General features: G+C 61.4%; 12 protein-coding genes. 8 read left to right on the top strand and 4 right to left on the bottom strand.

Annotated features, from left to right (window positions below; all coding sequences use genetic code 11):
• Positions 1 to 62 precede the first annotated feature (62 nt).
• Positions 63 to 716: a copper-binding protein gene (locus tag KY495_RS24420; protein WP_374040968.1), complete on the top strand. Its 654-nt coding sequence runs from the start codon at positions 63 to 65 to the stop codon at positions 714 to 716.
• Positions 717 to 1,167: 451 nt separating this feature from the next.
• Entirely contained in the window at positions 1,168 to 1,593 is a 426-nt protein-coding gene (locus tag KY495_RS20660) for a DUF305 domain-containing protein (protein ID WP_229518397.1), read from the top strand.
• A 73-nt stretch (positions 1,594 to 1,666) separates the two neighbouring features.
• Here KY495_RS20660 and KY495_RS20655 read toward each other — a convergent pair whose 3' ends face one another.
• The gene (locus KY495_RS20655) at positions 1,667 to 3,064 is read right to left on the bottom strand and encodes a heavy metal sensor histidine kinase (RefSeq protein WP_219881176.1); all 1,398 of its coding nucleotides are present in this window, start codon (positions 3,062 to 3,064) and stop codon (positions 1,667 to 1,669) included.
• Positions 3,055 to 3,738, bottom strand: coding sequence for a heavy metal response regulator transcription factor (locus tag KY495_RS20650; protein ID WP_219881175.1), 684 nt, complete (start codon positions 3,736 to 3,738; stop codon positions 3,055 to 3,057). Before KY495_RS20650 ends, KY495_RS20655 begins: the two co-directional genes overlap by 10 nt.
• On the opposite strand from KY495_RS20650, the gene KY495_RS20645 reads away from it, so the two are divergent.
• From KY495_RS20645 to KY495_RS20620, 6 genes are all read left to right on the top strand, one after another.
• Entirely contained in the window at positions 3,737 to 4,129 is a 393-nt protein-coding gene (locus tag KY495_RS20645) for a hypothetical protein (RefSeq protein ID WP_219881174.1), read from the top strand. The two genes, KY495_RS20650 and KY495_RS20645, sit on opposite strands and share 2 nt — an antisense overlap.
• 74 nt (positions 4,130 to 4,203) lie before the next feature.
• Entirely contained in the window at positions 4,204 to 4,737 is a 534-nt protein-coding gene (locus KY495_RS20640; protein WP_219881173.1) for a hypothetical protein, read from the top strand.
• A 5-nt stretch (positions 4,738 to 4,742) separates the two neighbouring features.
• Complete coding sequence (locus KY495_RS20635; protein WP_219881172.1) at positions 4,743 to 6,128, top strand: TolC family protein; 1,386 nt, start codon at positions 4,743 to 4,745, stop codon at positions 6,126 to 6,128.
• Positions 6,125 to 7,402 carry an efflux RND transporter periplasmic adaptor subunit gene (locus tag KY495_RS20630; RefSeq protein WP_219881171.1) on the top strand — a complete coding sequence of 426 codons (1,278 nt, stop codon included), beginning with the start codon at positions 6,125 to 6,127 and terminating at the stop codon, positions 7,400 to 7,402. The genes KY495_RS20635 and KY495_RS20630 overlap by 4 nt, the downstream gene beginning before the upstream one ends.
• Before the next feature lie 7 nt (positions 7,403 to 7,409).
• Entirely contained in the window at positions 7,410 to 11,042 is a 3,633-nt protein-coding gene (locus KY495_RS20625; protein WP_219881170.1) for an efflux RND transporter permease subunit, read from the top strand.
• The gene (locus KY495_RS20620; RefSeq protein ID WP_219881169.1) at positions 11,039 to 13,750 is read left to right on the top strand and encodes a cation-translocating P-type ATPase; all 2,712 of its coding nucleotides are present in this window, start codon (positions 11,039 to 11,041) and stop codon (positions 13,748 to 13,750) included. The genes KY495_RS20625 and KY495_RS20620 overlap by 4 nt, the downstream gene beginning before the upstream one ends.
• Before the next feature lie 57 nt (positions 13,751 to 13,807).
• On the opposite strand, the gene KY495_RS20615 is transcribed toward KY495_RS20620, so the two are convergent.
• Positions 13,808 to 15,163, bottom strand: coding sequence for a hypothetical protein (locus tag KY495_RS20615; RefSeq protein ID WP_229518396.1), 1,356 nt, complete (start codon positions 15,161 to 15,163; stop codon positions 13,808 to 13,810).
• Positions 15,164 to 15,207: 44 nt separating this feature from the next.
• Complete coding sequence (locus tag KY495_RS20610) at positions 15,208 to 17,553, bottom strand: heavy metal translocating P-type ATPase (protein WP_219881168.1); 2,346 nt, start codon at positions 17,551 to 17,553, stop codon at positions 15,208 to 15,210.
• Between the last annotated feature and the right edge of the window lie 12 nt (positions 17,554 to 17,565).

Genomic DNA, 17,565 nt, shown 5'->3' with positions numbered 1-17,565 from the left:
ACGTCGTGCCGAATCAACTAGCAATATCTGCACGCCATACGCTATAACAAAAAGGACTCACTATGAAAACCATCTCGAAAATTTTGATCGGCATGATCGTCGCGGCTGGTATTCCCGCGCTGGCCACGGCTGCCGGCCACAACCACGCGACTGCAGCTGCCGCCACCAAAGGCGCCGACACCAAAGCCGTTCAGCCGCAATCGAACGGCGAGATCAAGAAAGTCGACAAGGAAGCCGGCAAGATCACGATCAAGCATGGGCGCCTTGCTAATCTAGGTATGGCACCGATGACCATGGTCTTCCAAGTCAAGGATCCGGCGCTGCTGGAGCAGGTCAAAGCCGGCGACAAGGTGAAATTTGCTGCCGAAAAGATCAACGGCGCCTTGACCGTCACCGCACTGCAGGGCACGACAATACTGGCCGCTAAGACGACAACGGCGCAAGCCAGCGTGGCCGAAACAATGCCAGCAGCTGACACGAAGGCGGTCGCTCAGCCCCAGTCGGACGGCGAGATAAAAAAGGTCGATAAGGAAGCCGGCAAGATCACAGTAAAACACGGCCCCCTCGTCAACCTCGACATGCCGGCCATGACGATGGTCTTCAAGGTCAAGGACCCGGCCATGCTGGAGCAAGTGAAAGCCGGCGACAAAGTAAAATTCACTGTCGAAAAAATTAACGGTGCATTTACCATCACCGCGCTGCAGGCCGCAACGTAAAAGCACGCCGACGCGGCCAGCCGGTCGCGCCGTTTCGAACCACCAACCGGAAAGGATCGACATGCAACATGATTTCGCGATATCCCACGACATGCAGGCATGCATTGACGCATGCACCAAGTGCCATCACCTCTGCCTGCAGAGCGCGTTGACCCATTGTCTCGAAGTCGGAGGCCTCCACATCGAGCCGGCGCATTTTCGTCTGATGATGAACTGTGCAGAACTGTGCCAGACGTCGGCAAACCTGCAACTGAGCGGCTCCGCGTTTAGCGCCCAGCTGTGCGCCGTGTGCGCGCAAGTGTGCGAAGCGTGCGCCGCCAGCTGCGAACAAGTCGGCGGCATGGACGCATGCATGCAGGCCTGCAGGGCATGCGCCGAGAGCTGCCGGGCAATGGCCGGCGCAATGCACTAAGCACAATCGAGTACACATTCACTTATTAGGAGCTCCACCATGACATCGACTATCAATCGCCGTTTCCTCTCAACTGCCGCAGCTAAACTGGTATTGTCAGCCGTCGTGTCGGCTAGCGCACTGGCAATTGCCAGTCCTGCGATGGCCCAGAACGCTGCACACTCCCAGCACGATATGAGCAAATCCGCTCACGCAGCAGGCAAGACATCGATGGCCATGCATGCATCGATGGATGACATGCACAAGAAAATGAAGTCCATGTCCATGACCGGCAACCAGGACATGGATTTCGCCATGATGATGGTAAGCCACCATCAAGGCGCGATCGATATGGCCCAGGCCCAGATCGATCACGGAAAGGATAAGCAAATGATCAGCGCGGCGAAGAAAATTATCGCCGCGCAGAAGAAGGAAATCGCCATGTTCGAAGCATGGATGAAAAAGTACCCGCATTCGGCCAAATAACGTCGTTCGACTCGACGCCAGCCGTGCAAAAAACTGCGCACGGCGACTGCCGATTTATCCTCCCAATCGCCGACTATCCCGGAAATTTCAGGCAAAAAGTGGACAGTCCGTTCTCCGAATAGACCGCTGCTTCGCCGCCGTGGGCCCGAATAATGGACCTGGTGATAGCCAGCCCGAGACCTGCGCCCTCGCTTTGCCGTTGGCGCGCGAAGTCGACCCGATAGAAGCGGTCGAACAGTCGCGGAAGATGCTCGAGCGCGATCCCCTCGCCCTCGTTCTCGACCTGGAGCTCAATCCCGGATTCGTCGCGATCGAGGATCCGAACGGTGATCGCGCCGCCTGGCGTAGTATGCCTGACCGCGTTCGATACAAGATTGTTGATCGCGCGCCGGATCATCAAGCGGTCGCCCGAGATGGAGCCCTGGCCGAACAACGCGACAGTAATCCCTTTTTCTTCCGCCAGCGCCTCATAAAACTCAAGAACGCTTCTGACTTCGTCAGCAAGGTTGACCGGTTCCCGGTTTGGCACGACCAGATCATTCTCCGACTTCGCTAAAAACAGCATGTCGGAAACAATCCGTGCCAGCCGCTCAAATTCCTCAGCGTTGGAAGCGAGGATGTCTTGGTACTCCCCGACGGTGCGCGACTTAGACAGCGTCACCTGCGTCTGTGTCAGCAGGTTGCTCACGGGTGTACGCAGCTCATGGGCGAGGTCCGAGGAAAAATTGGACAGGCGCCTGAACGAATCTTCCAGCCTCCCCAACATTCCGTTGAGCGTAGCGGCCAGTTCGGCCAGTTCGGCAGGGACGGCGTCGGCCGAAAGGCGGGCATCCAGACGGCGGGCCGTTATGGCACCAACTTCGCGGCCTATGGCGCGCAGCGGCGCAAGGCCGCGCCGCGCCGCAACCCATCCTAGCAAGCCGGTCAGGAAAGCGCCGAGCGTCGCCACGCCCCACAGCGTGCGTTGAAAGGCGCCCATGAAGTGCGCGTGATGGCCGATATCGGTTGCGACCGCGATGGTCGCAGGGCCGGCGCCCGGGATCCCGGTCGCTGCCAGTTTCGCGATGCCGCGGACTGAGTGACCAGGTAACGTGGCCCAAATTTCGCTGCCGCTCACTTTGAAGGTGGCTGCGCGTATCAGCCGTTGTGGGAACTGCGCCTCTTTGGTGGAGAACAGGACGGTGCCGTCGGGGGCGACTACCAGGACGTTCAGGCTGTGGTGGCCGACTAGGGAGTCGGCCAGCTGGGCGGGCAACTTGGCAAGCTCGTCTCCTGACCGCGTCTTTTCAAGAGCATGCTCAACGAGTTCTAGTTTCCCGCTTAATAGCCTCATATCCTGCTCTTCGAAATGCTGTCCCACCGAGCTGGCGATCAGGTAACCGAGGAGCAGCAACACCGCCGTCGACGCGGCGGCGAACAGGACTGTGAGCCGGACCGTGAGCGACGTGCCGCCGCCTAAGCTCAGGCGCATGTGTCGGCCTCCAGCACATAACCCATGCCACGCACTGTGTGAATCAGCTTGGGTTCGAACCCTTCGTCGACCTTGGCGCGCAGGCGACGTATCGCGACCTCGATGACGTTGGTGTCGCTGTCGAAGTTCATGTCCCACACTTGCGAGGCGATGAGGGAGCGTGGGAGGACTTCGCCCTGGCGCCGCAACAGCAGTTCGAGTAGCGCGAACTCCTTGGCCGTGAGGTCGATCCGCTTCCCGGCGCGAACAACGCGGCGCCGGATGAGATCGAGTTCGAGGTCGGCCGCCTGCAGATATGCCGTATCCTTGCCCTTGCTGCCGCGCCGCAGCAAGGTGCGCACGCGCGCCAGCAGTTCGGAAAACGCGAAGGGTTTGACGAGGTAATCGTCGGCCCCCTCCTCCAGACCGCGCACGCGGTCTTCGACCTGGTCGCGCGCGGTGAGAAACAGGACCGGCACTTCCTTGCCTGCTTTGCGCACCGCCGCGAGAATCGACCAGCCGTCCAGGCCCGGCAACATCACGTCCAGGACCAGCAGGTCGTACGCCTCAGTCAGGGCGTAATGCAAGCCGTCCGCCCCATCGCGCACTAGGTCGACGACGAATCCTGCCTCGACCAGGCCCTGTTTCAGGTAATCGCCGGTCTTGACCTCGTCTTCCACAATCAAAATTTTCATGCTTCCCCCATTCCAGCCGACATTTTGCGCCCAACGGGCGGTGGCGACGAAAAATAACAAAAATGTAATCGCGCCGACAGATTCCTATTATCCGGGGGCATTTCGTATTTGGACGTGGGCCGGCGACCGACCGCATTGCGGCCCCGGCCCGGTTGAGTTTTGTGACGCCCCTCGGGTGGTAGTCGACGATCTTGAACGCTTCTGCCAGCATGTGGCGCATTTCTTCGATATCGGCAAGCTGGGCCTGCACCATGTCCATGCAGGAGCGGCAGTTCCTCCTGCTTTATATCGCTCGCCGCGACACATGGAATGGAAGGCCGTTGCCGCGGCCATGATCAGCGACAGGCCCGCTTCCCTCAGCGCTTCAAAGCCGCCAGACTGCCCTGACTAACCTCGTTTTAATCAACATCATTTTTCTGCCTCCACCCTCCCTTTCAAGCATTCTCCTTCGACGTGGTCACCTCTATGGAAAGTAACGAAAATGTCATGATCCGGACAGGTTTGTCGAAAAAAACGGCTCCCGCCGAGAAAAGACCGCAGGATGGGATAGATGCACTTCTCCATCTTGGTAATTTTGATCCACATCATATTTTTTTGCACTCCCGCTCCGTAGCATGGATACCTGTACCAATTGCCACACTAACCGGGAGATCCTTCATGAAGACACTGCATTCGATCCTGATGGCGCTATGCGCCGCTACTATCCTGTCGCCAGCAGTAGCATCAAGTTCTATAGCACAGCAGACCGACGCTGCCGATACTGCGGATACGCGCCCTGCGGCAAAAAATCCCGTGACGCCGCACAATCACATGCGCGATGGCAAGGGCATGTCGATACCTGCAAAGCCAGTGCAATCTACCAAGGGTACTCAGGCCGCCGTCGTTGAAAGCCACACAGCAAAACCAGTCGTCGAGAAAAAGCCGACAACGAAGAAAAAGCTGCGGCCTCACAGCCACCCGCAAGACGGTAAGGGCATGTACGTGCCAGAGAAGAAGTAACCGTCATGGCTTTGCGCCGCCCTGTGCGACCAGTCCAGTACAACGCCCTGTCGTGCAGCTGTCAAGTCGGCCTGCTGCTCGCAAGCGCGTTGCTCGTGGGGTGTGCCGGCGCGCCGGGGGCTGGCGAGTCTGGTGCTCAACGCCGGCTCGACACGGTGGGGAGACAGTATCGCCCCGCCGGTGAACGTCCAGTACTCCCGCAGCTGGAGGAAAGAGGGCAATTCGACCAGTTCGTTCTCTACGCCGTACTCAACAACCCGCAGGTAGCGGCCGCCTACCACGCATGGGCGGCTTCGGTTCATCGCATTACCGTTGAGCGCTCACGACCTGACCCACGCCTCACGCTGCAGGCTAGCATTGCCGACATGGCGCTGATGGCCTTGATGGCGGGCGTGATGACGGACGTGCCGAGTGCTGGCAAGCGCGCGGCCGCTGGCGACATCGCCACCGCGGAAAGCCAGGCGAAGTATTTCACCTTCGAGGCACGTGTCCTGCAGAGCGCGTTTGCTCTGCGCAAGGTTCGTTATCAGCTTGACGCCCTGGACACGAAAATCGCGATCATGCACGAGACGGCTCGCCTGCTTGCGCAACTGGAAAAACTGGCACTGGTGCAGAATGAGGTGGGCCGCGCTCCGATGCAAGATGTACTGCAGGCGCGCATCGAACGCGCGCGCCTTGCCTCCGACATTGCCAATCTTGACGATTCACGCGATGCCCTGCTCGCACAATTCAAGGCCGCTTTAGGCATCCCTGCGGGCGCCGTTGCTCCGCCAGTGTCGGCGATGCCCGTCCCCTCTCCTCCTGCTATGACCGCCGATCGCCTGCTTGAACTTGCACTTGAGCGCAACCCGCGGCTGAAAGCGATGCAAGCGGAAGTGGCTGCGGCGCAGGGATCGCTGCAGCTTGCGCGAAAATCTGCGCGATCTGATTTCAGCGTTGGACTGGAAGCCGACTGGAAAGCGAGTCCGATCATGCTGCAACCGTCGCTCGGCGTCAGCGTGCCGATTTGGCGCGCCAAGACAAAAGCGCAAATTGCGGCCGCGCAGGCGAACAAGGCTGAGGCAAACGCACGCCTTTCTGCGGAGCAGATTGCGCTGGCGGTGGAAATTGCGGAGAAAACATTCATGTCGCGCGAGGCCACGCGGCAACTGGCACTGCTAGGCGGCAGCTTGCCCCGCATGGCCAGCGGTGCCCTGGCGCTAGCGCAGTCTGGGTACTCAGGCGGCAAGTCCGACTTCAACAGCGTCATCGATGCCCAGAAAGTGCTGCTCGAGCTGCGACTTGCACAAAGCGAGGCCAGTCTCCAGCGGGAACTGGCCCTGGCTGAACTGTCGATACTGGTGGTGGCCACGGTGCCCCCCGGCGCAACCTTCAACAAGGCGATACCTTGAAATTCAAAATGATTCTCATCAGGGCCGTCGGAGTCATTTCCCTGATATTGCTCGGCGCGTTTCTCGCACTGGCATTCACCAACAAGAAAACGCCGACGAAAACGCAGGCCGGTATCACTGCGCCGCCAGCGCCGCTGATTCCGGCCGGCATGCTGCAGTTGTCCGAACACGCACGCGCGATGGCCAGTGTCGATACAGTGCAGGTCAGCAGGCGCCCCGTGACGCGGGTGATTCATGCGGTCGGCAAAGTCAACTACAACGAAACGACGCTGACCGCGATTAGTGCCCGTGTGGACGGCTTTGCCGAACGGCTTTTCGTCGATTTTACCGGCGTCGAGGTCAAAGCGGGCGCGCCCCTAGTTGAAATCTATAGCCCGGACCTTGTCGTGGCTCAGCAGGAAATGCTGGTCGCCCTCGACAGCGCCAACAGTCCAAGCTTGGTGGAATCGACGACGCGCAAATTGCTGCGCTGGGGACTGACGCAGCGTCAGGTTGATGAACTGGTGCGCACCCGCAAGGTGCACGAGCGCCTGACGCTGTTCTCGCCGGTGGCGGGAACGGTCATTGAAAAGGTTGTCCAGCAAAAGGCGATGGTCAAGCCAGGCGAGGTGCTGTACCGGCTGGTGAACCTCGATTCGGTATGGGTCTACCTGGACCTGTACGAAAACGAACTGGCCACGCTGCAGGCCGGCCAGGCTGTCGAGATAACAGCCGAAGCGGTACCTGGAAAGGTCTTCCGAGGGAAGGTACGATTCATCAATCCCGTACTCAGTGAAGAGTCGCGCACGGTCAAGCTGGTCGTTGCCATCGACAACACAGGCAAATTGCTTAAGCCGGGCATGTACGTCAATGCCAGCATCGACGCCAATGCGCCTGACGTTTCCAAGGCGGGCAAGCTGCAGTTGACAGTCCCGCTGACCGCCGTACTCGACAGTGGCACCCGCAAGATCGTGTATGTGGAAAAAGGGCGTGGTCAATTCCTCGCGGTCGAAGTGACAACGGGGGAGCGCCTCGATGACGTCTACCCTGTTCTGACTGGATTGACCGAAGGCGACCGGGTGGTCACACGCGGCAATTTCCTCCTCGACAGCCAATTCCAGATCCGCGGATTGCCGAGCCTGTTCTATAAGGAAGGCGCCGCACCTGCCGCCGGACACCAGCACGGCGGCCCTGGCGCGCCTGCGGCTCCGCCTCCCGTGGCCACCTCCCCTGCGGTTCCTTCGTCGGCCCCACGCGCGCCAGCCCCGGCTTCAGCGCCGCATCAGGGACACTAAGCCACACATGATCAACACCCTCATTAAATGGTGCCTGACCCATGTCTTCATCGTCTTCCTGGCGGCCGGCGCCATTGTCGCGGGCGGCTACTATGCGCTGCAGCAAACGCGGGTTGACGCCATTCCCGATATCGGCGAAAAGCAGGTCATCGTCTTCGCAGACTGGCCCGGGCGCTCGCCGCAGGACGTTGACAATCAGGTTACCTATCCGCTCACGACCAGCCTGACCGGCACCCCGGGGGTCAAAAGCATCCGTTCCATGTCCGGCTTTGGCTTTGCCATGGTGTTTGTGGTGTTCAAGGACGATGTCGACTATTACTGGGCGCGGTCGCGCGTGCTCGAACGCATCAATGTCGCCCAGCAACGATTGCCGGCCGGCGTGACGCCAGTGCTGGGCCCCGACGCGACCGCCCTCGGCCAGGTGTTGTGGTACACGGTCGAAGCGGAAGGGTTCGATCTGGCGGAACTGCGCTCGATCCAGGATTGGTTCGTGCGCTATCAACTAAACTCGGTTGAAGGCGTGAGCGAGGTGGCCAGCATCGGCGGCCACGTCAAGCAATATCAGATCGATGTCGATCCCGCCAAGCTGCGGGCGCACCGGGTGACGCTGATGGATGTCTACGAAGCGGTGCGCAAGTCGAACATCGACGTCGGCGCCAAAGTCCTGGAGAAGAACGGCATCGAATTTTTTATTCGCGGCGTCGGCTTCATCAAGTCCCCGGACGACCTGGGCAAGGTCGTGATCAGGCAGGAGAAAGGTACGCCGATTCAGGTCAAGCACGTGGCCACCGTGCAGCTTGGCCCGGAGTTTCGCCGTGGCGCGCTGGATAAAGCCGGCGTCGAGGCTGTCGGCGGCGTAGTGTTGATGCGCTACGGCGAGAATCCCCTGCAAGTGGTGGAACAGGTCAAACGCAAGATTGCCCAGCTTGAACCGGGCCTTCCTCAGAAGGTGTTGGCGGACGGGCGCATCTCGAAGGTCAAGATCGTGCCGTTCTACGATCGCACCGATATTGTGAACCAAACTGTTGCCACGCTCAAGGATGCACTGCTGGAAGAGGCGCTGATGGCGAGCGCCATCATTTTCATCTTCCTGCTGCACTTGCGCAGCACAGTTTCGGTGGTGCTTACGCTCCCCTTGTCGGTGGCCCTATGCTTCATTCTGATGTACGGCTTCGGTGTCGACGCCAACATCATGTCGCTGGCAGGCCTTGCAATTGCGATCGGCGATGTGGGCGACATGGGCATCATCATGACTGAAAATATCTACCGGCACGTCGCCAGCGGTGACAAGGAAAAGAGTCACTTCCAAAAGATTTACGAGGGTGCCAGCGAAGTGGGCGGCGCAATCTTTACCGCCGTTTCCAATACGCTGGTGTCTTTCATCCCGGTGTTCTTCCTGACAGGCCAGGAAGGCTTGCTGTTCCAACCCCTTGCCTACACCAAGACATTCGCCATCGGTGCCGCCGTCATCCTGGCGCTGACCGTGGTGCCGGTGGTGTGCTACTTCCTGTTTCGGCCCGTGACGTGGGCGCGACGCAGAATCTGGGTTGGCGCCGCGGTGATCGGCGTTGGCAGCATGTTTGCAGTCCACGCGCTGTTCATGTGGAGCATGCCCGGCAGCCACTACAGCGGCTGGCCGATGTCGCTAGTAGCGGGTGTGATCGTCATGCTGGCCCTGGTGCGTATGACGCGCGAGCGCTTCTTGCCGCTCGAGCAAAGTCCGGTATCGCGTGCTATCGCCAGTGTCTATACGCCGGTGCTGCGCGCAATCCTCGCACACAAAAAGACATTCCTTGCAGTGCCGGTGGTGATCCTGGCGGTCGGCATGAGCATCTGGCTGGGGGCCGGGGTCATCCTGGCGCCACTCGGATGGGCGGTCAACGGCGTTGCTGGCAGCAAAGACGCACCCGTGGTCGAATTTGGTCAGCTGCGTTGGCAGACGATCCGTCAAGCCGGCGTCGACACCAGCCGCATGCTCTGGCGTCGCCAATCGCCGCACGAGCAGGCGTTCGAAGCGCAGCGCGGCATCGTCGTAGTAGCCGATCGCCGGGTAATGACGGGAATTGGCCGCGAATTCATGCCGCCGCTCGACGAGGGTGCCTTTCTCTACATGCCCTCGCTGTTGCCGCAAGCGGGCCTGGGGCCGGCGCTGGAAGTGAGCGCGCGTCAGGATCTTGCCATAGCCAGCGTGCCGGAAGTGGAATCGGTCGTGGGCAAGCTGGGTAGGGCCGAGTCCGCGCTCGACCCGGCCCCCATCGGCATGATGGAGAGCATGATTATCCTGAAACCGGAGGCGAAATGGCGCCAGTTGCCGGTGGAGCGCTGGTTCAGCGGCTGGCCTGCGCCCCTGAAGGCGCCGCTTGCATGGATCTGGCCAGAGCAGCGCGCCATCACGAAAGGCGAGATCCTCACGGAGCTGCAGGAAAAAACGGCCATGCCGGGCGTGCTACCGACATTCCTGCAGCCGATCCAGACCCGCCTGATCATGCTGCAGACGGGCTTTCGGGCGATGATGGGCGTAAAAATCTACGGCGGCGACCTCAAGGAAATCGGCCGCATCGGTCTGGACATTGAAAAGCTGCTGGCCCAGGTGCCGGGCGCGACCGATATCGTCGCAGACCGCATCATCGGCAAGCCTTACCTCGAGTTCGAGATCGACCGCGACCGAATCGCACGCTACGGCGTCAATATCCGCGACGTCCAGGACGTCATTGAAATTGCCATTGGCGGCATGAATATCATGGAATCGGTCGAAGGCCGCGAGCGCTACCCGATCCGGGTCCGCTATTTGCGCGAGTTGCGCGAAGACTTGCCTGAACTGGAAAAAATCCTGGTGCCGACCTCGTCGGGCGCTCATATCCCGTTAGGCCAGGTGCTCACGATCAAGAGCGTGCTCGGCGCGCAGGAAATCAAGGGCGAACGCGGGCTGCTGGTGGGCTACGTGACGATGAACACGCGCGACCGCGACGAAGTCAGCGTGGTGGAGGACGCCGAAATACTGCTGCAGGCGGCCCTGCGCGACGGGCGCCTCAAGCTACCGCCCGGCTATTACTGGGAATGGAGCGGACAGTTCGAAAACCAGGTCCGGGCGACCGAGCGCATGCGCATTCTCGTGCCGCTGTGCCTGCTGATCATGTTCGTCATGCTCTATCTTGGATTTAAGCGCTGGTGGATCGCGCCGGTGATCTTCTTCGGCATCATGGTCTCGGCATCGGGCGGATTCATCATGCTGGCATTGTGGGGCGTCAACCTGTCGATCGCGGTGTGGGTGGGGTTCCTGGTCCTGTTCGGCGTGGTCGACGACGATGGCGTGATCATGTCGACCCACCTTGAAAACCGTTTCGACAAGGCGAACTTCGCATCGGTTCAGGAAATGCGCGATGCGGTCGTCGAAGCCGGCCTGAAACGCATTCGGCCGTCGTTGATGACGATCGCCACCACTATCTTCGGGCTGCTGCCCATCTTCTGGGCTACTGGCCGCGGCGCCGACATCATGCAGCCGATGGCCATCCCTTCGGTGGGGGGCATGGTGGTCAGCCTGCTGGTGACAATTTACATCGCGCCCTGCCTGTTCTGCGCCGTCGAAGAATGGAAATGGCACCGGGCGCGGCGGACAATGACGACAGAAGTTCCAGCATGAAGCCGAGTGATGCAGCATGGCACAGCTTGCCCGCCGCAGCGGCACTGGAACATTACGGGTCCTCCGAGGCAGGCTTGAGTGCGGCGGCCGCAGCCGAACGCTTGGGCCGGGACGGCCCGAACCAGCTGCGCGAAGACACGCGTATCAGCCCCTTTCGCCTGTTGCTGGAGCAGTTTAAAAGCGTCATCATCTGGATCCTCATTGCCGCCGGCGTCATCTCGGGCTTGATCGGGGAGCTGGTGGATGCGCTCGCCATTCTTGCTATTGTGATCCTGAACGCCGCCATCGGCTTTTACCAGGAGTACAGCGCCGAGAAATCGATCGCGGCGCTTAAGAAGATGCTCGCGCCTATGGCCAAGGTTTGGCGGGATGGCGCCCTGGTGGCGATTCCGGGGCAGGACGTCGTCGCCGGCGACTTGCTGGCGCTCGAGGCGGGCGATCTGGTCGCTGCGGACGCCCGGCTGCTGTCGGCGGCCAGCCTGAAGTGCGTGGAATCTGCGCTCACAGGGGAGTCCGAGGGTGTGGCAAAGCTGAGCGTGGCGCTGGCGCAGGCCGACGTACCGCTTGGCGACCGCAGCAACATGGTGTTTACCGGCACGATGGTGGTGGCCGGCACTGGCCTGGCGGTGGTTGTGTCGACAGGCATGTCGACCGAGCTGGGACAAATCGCGGTCCTGTTGAAAGAAAACGCAGGCAATGAGGCGACGCCTTTGCAACGCCAGCTGGACGCGGTCGGACGGATCCTGGTCTGGGCCGCCCTGGGAATGGTCGGCTTGCTGTTCCTGCTCGGGATGCTTCGCGGGACCGCCTTGCTAGAATTGACGATGTCCGCCATCAGCTTGGCCGTGGCCGCCGTTCCGGAAGGCTTGCCCGCCGTCGTCACAGTTGCACTTTCGCTGGGAGTGCTGCGGATGTCGCGCCGGCGCGCGTTGGTGCGCAGGCTGCCGGCGGTCGAAACGCTCGGTTCAACCACCGTGATCTGCACCGACAAAACGGGCACGCTGACAGCCGGCCAGATGACGGTACGCGCTTTATACGTGGCTGGGCAGCGCTACCAAGTGACCGGAGACGGCTACGGCCCCGAAGGCACGGTTGAAGTTGAAACCGAAAAGGCAGAGAAGCAGCCGGCGCTGCTGCTGGCTCTAGGGACGGTACTGTTGGGTTGCAATAACGCTCAACTGAGCAGCGAGGACGGTCAGTGGCAGGTCATAGGCGATCCAACCGAGAGCGCTCTTCTCTGCGCAGGTGCCAAGGCTGGCGCCGATCGCGCTGTCATTGAACAGGCCACTCCCAAGTACCATGAAATTCCCTTCGATTCTGACCGAAAGCGAAGCACGGTCATTCGTACCCAATCCGACGGATCCTTGCGCGCCTATACAAACGGCGCGCCCGATGTGCTGCTGGCCTTGTGCACGAACATTCTAGTTCGAAGCGGAGTGCGTGCGATGACCGACGCCGACCGCGAGCAGATTGAAGCGGAAAATGCGACGCTGGCCGGGCAAGGGCTACGCGTACTCGGGTCCGCCTGGCGCGACCTCGCGTTCGCAGCGCCTGCCGATCTGGACGGCGCCAAGGTCGAGGCCGACCTTGTGTTCGTCGGGCTCACAGGCATGTACGACCCGCCAAGGCAGGAGGCCAAAGATGCGGTGGCGCGCTGTCGCGCCGCCGGTATTCGGGTGGTAATGATCACCGGCGACCATCCACACACAGCGATGGCGATCGCGCGCGAGCTCGGTATCGCTGACCCGAGCGACCTAGCGGTCGCGGGAGCGGACCTGGACCGGTTCGATGAAGCGGAACTGCGCCGACAGGCGCCGCGCATCGCGGTGTACGCCCGCGTGAGCGCTGCCCACAAGTTGCGCATCGTCGGCGCCTGGAAGGCCAATGGCGCCGTGGTGGCGATGACGGGAGACGGCGTGAACGACGCGCCGGCAATCCAAGGCGCCGATATCGGAATTGCAATGGGCAAGGCGGGAACCGAGGTCACCAAGCAAGCTGCGGACATGATCGTCACCGACGACAATTTCGCCTCGATCGTGGCTGCCGTCGAAGAAGGCCGCGGGGTGTACGCCAACATTCGCAAAACGCTGCAGTATCTGCTGGCGGGCAATACCGGCGAACTTCTGTTGATGACCGCGTGCGTCGCTGCGGCGCTGCCAGCCCCGCTGCTGCCGATCCACCTGCTCTGGATTAACCTCGTCACCGATGGCCTGCCCGCGCTGTGCCTGGCGACCGACCCCATCGAAGGGTCAGTGATGGAGCGCCCTCCCCGTGCGCGCGCCGCACGCATGACGGACCGCAGTTTCGTCGTGATGATGCTGGTGACCGGGTTGCTCACTGCCGGCGTTGCGCTGGCGGTGTATCTGTACATGCTGCGCATCAGCAGTGTGGAAATGGCGCGCACCTACGCTTTCGCCGTGCTCGTGTTCGCAGAGCTGTTGCGTTCCTTTGGCGCGCGCAGCGAAACGCTGCCGGTCTGGCGCATTTCGCTAAAGACGAATTTGATGCTTGTTGGTGTTGTCTTCCTGACCTTCTGGCTGCAGGTCTGGAGTCACCACAACGAGGTGCTAGCTCGCCTGCTCAAGACGCAATTTGTGCCGTTGCAGGACTGTCTGATATTGCTGGCAATCGGTGCCATTCCACTGGCCGTACTCGAATGCGTCAAGCTTGTAAGGATGGCAAAGCCAGCGAAGGCGCGCGGTGACTAGTCGGCATGGAGTCGCCCGCGCGACTGGTTGCACTTTAGGATCGATTCCCTTGCCGGCCTAGCAATCGCTACTGCAAGGTGCCGCCAGATCGGGGGACGGATAAACGGGAGCAAACCCGCCGCCGGGCGTGCGGAAATTCGTCGTCTGGCCTTGGTATACCCGCGCGGCAGTCCACTGGATATGCCCGACGTACGTATATAGTCTGAGATCGAACTTGAGCCTTTCCGGAGCTTGCCTGTTGCCGCGTACACGCTCGCCCGGCGCCATGACCTGTTGCGCAACATACTCGCCCTCCAGAATTTCCTGCCAAACGCGCTTGGTCAGCTTGTCCCCGCGATAGGCGGCACGCCCGCCGAATCCGGAGGTCGGTTTGAAAAATAGCTGCCGCCGGTTTTGCCAGAGACGGTCGGCGTCGGTCGCGTGGACTATTTCGGTGGGCAACAACACATCCAGCAGGATTTGCTGGATCTGCAAGGGAACGCCCATCTCTGTCAGCGCTCCGCGGTTGCTCAAAATTGCGAGGTTGCGTTTGTCGGCGTACAACGCATGGGCCTGCGGATTAGGCGTCAAAACGATCGCGTCCTCCAGATACGCCTCGCGCAATGCGCTCGATTGCGGATCGTCGAGCATGAAATCGGTGAGACGGTTGTAGACCATATCGATGGGCGACCCCGCGTGCCATAACGTTCCGTCCCGAAAAGTCAACGCCGAGGGGGCCGCGATCACGGCGCGCACGCCGTGTCGTTCGAAGAGCTGTTGGAACAGGATAAATTCCGGGTAAAGGTATTGCCCCTCCGGAGAAACGTCGACGATCGCGATCGTTTGCAATTGCCGGCCGCGCCGGCCCCGGCCCCATTCGGCCAGAAACATCTCCAGGATGGCCGCTTCAAATTTCGGCCCCGAAACCGCCGCGTCGGCCAGCTGGCCAAGGCTGCTCGCGCACGACCGGTGCGCCCGCGCCATCACGGCGCTCAGCATCGCACCTCCTGCGTTCGTGTTGATCTCGATCAGGCCGATCCGATCGCCGGCCAGGTGAAAGTCGTACCCGAAAAAAACGCCGCGCGCACCGCCGGGATCATGGCGGGCGATTGGGAGGGCCGTCGCAAATATCCGCTCGCGATAGGCGGGCATTGCAATGACAGACTCGAGCGCATGGACTGCAGCTTCCATCATCTCCCTTTGGCCTTCTGATACAAACACCGGCATGGCGGAGAACAGGAATGGGCAGCGCTCCTCGACCATCGCCACCAGGTCGGGCGAACCAAGTTGTTCTTCCAGCGCCGCGCGTAGCGCCACCTGATCCAGGCTGATGCAAAAGCATCCTGAATTCATGCTCTCTTCCGCCGACATCCCCGCTTCTTGTGTCACGGTCACGCAGGCCGTCGCTGGCAGTGCGTAGCGCTCTTCATTCACATTTACCTCCTACAGTTTTGTACAAGCCGATTTCCTCAGCAACATCATCCTGCCGACCGGCGCAGGCGCAGTGCATTGGTGATTACGGACACCGAGCTCAGGCTCATTGCCAGCGCGGCGATCAGCGGCGACAGCAGTTGCCCGGTAAAAGGATAAAGCAGACCGGCGGCAAGCGGAATTCCCAACGCGTTGTAAATGAAGGCAAACCCGAGGTTCTGGCGCATGTTGCGAACCGTGTCGAGGGACAGGGTACGGGCCCGTGCGATCGCCAGCAAGTCCCCTTTTACCAGCGTCAGGTGGGCGGAGTTGATCGCCACGTCGGTGCCGGTGCCCATGGCGATGCCGACATCGGCCTTCGCCAGCGCCGGTGCGTCGTTGATGCCGTCGCCGGCCATCGCCACAACTTTACCGGCCCTCTGCAGCCGCTCGACGAGGGCGAGCTTGTCACGCGGCTTGACCTCACCATACACCTCTGTAATGCCGAGGCGCCCGGCGACAGCTTTCGCAGTCGTTTCGCCGTCGCCAGTGGCCATGATCACCGTCAGACCCGCGTGGCGCAGGGCGTCCAGGGCTGCCAAGCTGCTCGCCTTGATCGGATCGGAAACGGCGATGATACCCACCAGCTGGCGATCCGCCGCCAGATACATAACGCTGGCGCCTTGCCCGCGCAGTTCTTCGGCCCGCGTCGCCAGGCTTGACCAGTCGATTTTTTCCTCGTCCATCAAGGCGGTGTTGCCAAGTGCGATGTGCCGGCCGCCAAGCTCGCCGCGCACGCCGATGCCGCTGGACGACTCGAAGCTCGTCGGTTTTTCGAGCGCAAGCTCGTTTTTTACCGCCTGGTCGACGATGGCCCGCGCCAGCGGGTGTTCGCTGCCCTGATCGATGCTGGCCGCCATGCGCACCACATAGTCGTCGGTAAAGCCGGGCATGGCGACGACGCGGTCGAATACGGGCCGGCCTTCGGTCAGCGTGCCGGTCTTGTCGACGATCAGCGTATCGACCTTGCGCAAGCCCTCGATCGCGGCGGCATCGCGAAACAAGATGCCCTGCGTTGCCGCCCTGCCCGTCGCGGCCATGATGGACATGGGCGTCGCCAGTCCCAGCGCGCACGGGCAGGCAATAATCAGGACCGCTACCGCATTGACGAAGCCGTATACCCAGCTCGGCTGCGGCCCAAACACGCCCCATGCGAGCAACGTCAGGACGGCGATGGCGATCACCACCATGACGAAGTAACCCGCCACGACGTCAGCGAGCCGCTGCATGGGCGCACGCGAGCGCTGCGCTTGGGCGACCATCTGGACAATCTGGGACAGCATGGTCTGTGAGCCGACCTTGTCGGCGCGCACAACGAGGCTGCCGCTGGTGTTGAGCGTGGCCCCGATCACCTTGTCTCCCGGGCGCTTCGTTACCGGCATCGGCTCGCCGGTCAGCATCGACTCGTCGACCGCGCTCTGCCCTTCCGTGACCGTTCCGTCAACCGGCACTTTTTCGCCCGGCCGCACGCGCAGGGCGTCGCCGATATGAATATGCGCCAGCGGGACATCCTGTTCACTGCCGTCCGGCAGGATCCAGCGCGCGGTCTTCGGTGCGAGGCCCATCAGCAACTTGATCGCGGCCGAAGTTTGCGAACGGGCGCGCAGTTCCAGGATCTGGCCCAGCAGCGTGAGCGACACAATGACCGCGGCCGCTTCGTAATACACGCCGACCCTACCGGCATGGGTGGCGAAGGTTGCAGGAAAAAGTTCCGGGGAAAATGTGGCGATGATGCTGTAGCCATACGCGGCCCCCACGCCCGAACCAATCAAGGTCCACATGTTCGGACTGCGATTGCGCACCGACTGCGCGAAACGCACGAAAAATGGCCATCCGGCCCACAGCACCACCGGCGTACTCAGGGCCAGCTCGATCAAGTTCTGGTATGGCAGGCCTCCCGGAAACAGCATGTGACCAAACATCGCCAGGGCGAATACGGCGATCGACAGGGGCAGCGTCCACCAGAAGCGCTGTCGGAAGTCGCGCAACTCAGGATTCTCCTCCTCGTCAAGCGATGGCATCAGCGGCTCGAGTCCCATGCCGCAGATTGGACAATTGCCCGGAGCCGGGCGGCGTATCTCCGGGTGCATCGGGCAGGTATAAACGGTGCCCGGCGCTACCGGCGGCGCCGGTTCTTCCGCCCGGGGGTGCATGTAGGCGGCGGGACCGGCGCGAAATTTGTCCCGGCACCCTGTGCTGCAGAAATAGTAGTCGCGCCCATCATGTTGGACGTGCTTTTCAGGGTTAGCCGAAACCGCCATGCCGCATACAGGGTCGCGCAGCATGGGCGTCGGCGTCGGCGTCGGCTCCGGCGCCGCGCCATGGTGGTGTTTTTCGTGCAATGTGCTATCCATACATTTCTCCTA

The organism is Massilia sp. PAMC28688 (assembly GCF_019443445.1).
Taxonomy (GTDB): Bacteria; Pseudomonadota; Gammaproteobacteria; order Burkholderiales; family Burkholderiaceae_D; genus Telluria_A.
Note: the sequence above shows the minus strand (reverse complement) of the source record. Positions and strands in the feature narration are given on the sequence as shown.

Excerpts from the sequence above, each read along its gene's own strand:
- KY495_RS20610 (WP_219881168.1), bottom strand. The coding sequence starts at position 17,553 with ATGGATAGCACATTGCACGAAAAACACCACCATGGCGCGGCGCCGGAG.
- KY495_RS20645 (WP_219881174.1), top strand. The coding sequence starts at position 3,737 with ATGCTTCCCCCATTCCAGCCGACATTTTGCGCCCAACGGGCGGTGGCG.
- KY495_RS20640 (WP_219881173.1), top strand. The coding sequence starts at position 4,204 with ATGGAAAGTAACGAAAATGTCATGATCCGGACAGGTTTGTCGAAAAAA.
- KY495_RS20650 (WP_219881175.1), bottom strand. The coding sequence starts at position 3,738 with ATGAAAATTTTGATTGTGGAAGACGAGGTCAAGACCGGCGATTACCTG.
- KY495_RS20660 (WP_229518397.1), top strand. The coding sequence starts at position 1,168 with ATGACATCGACTATCAATCGCCGTTTCCTCTCAACTGCCGCAGCTAAA.
- KY495_RS20625 (WP_219881170.1), top strand. The coding sequence starts at position 7,410 with ATGATCAACACCCTCATTAAATGGTGCCTGACCCATGTCTTCATCGTC.
- KY495_RS20635 (WP_219881172.1), top strand. The coding sequence starts at position 4,743 with ATGGCTTTGCGCCGCCCTGTGCGACCAGTCCAGTACAACGCCCTGTCG.
- KY495_RS24420 (WP_374040968.1), top strand. The coding sequence starts at position 63 with ATGAAAACCATCTCGAAAATTTTGATCGGCATGATCGTCGCGGCTGGT.
- KY495_RS20620 (WP_219881169.1), top strand. The coding sequence starts at position 11,039 with ATGAAGCCGAGTGATGCAGCATGGCACAGCTTGCCCGCCGCAGCGGCA.
- KY495_RS20655 (WP_219881176.1), bottom strand. The coding sequence starts at position 3,064 with ATGCGCCTGAGCTTAGGCGGCGGCACGTCGCTCACGGTCCGGCTCACA.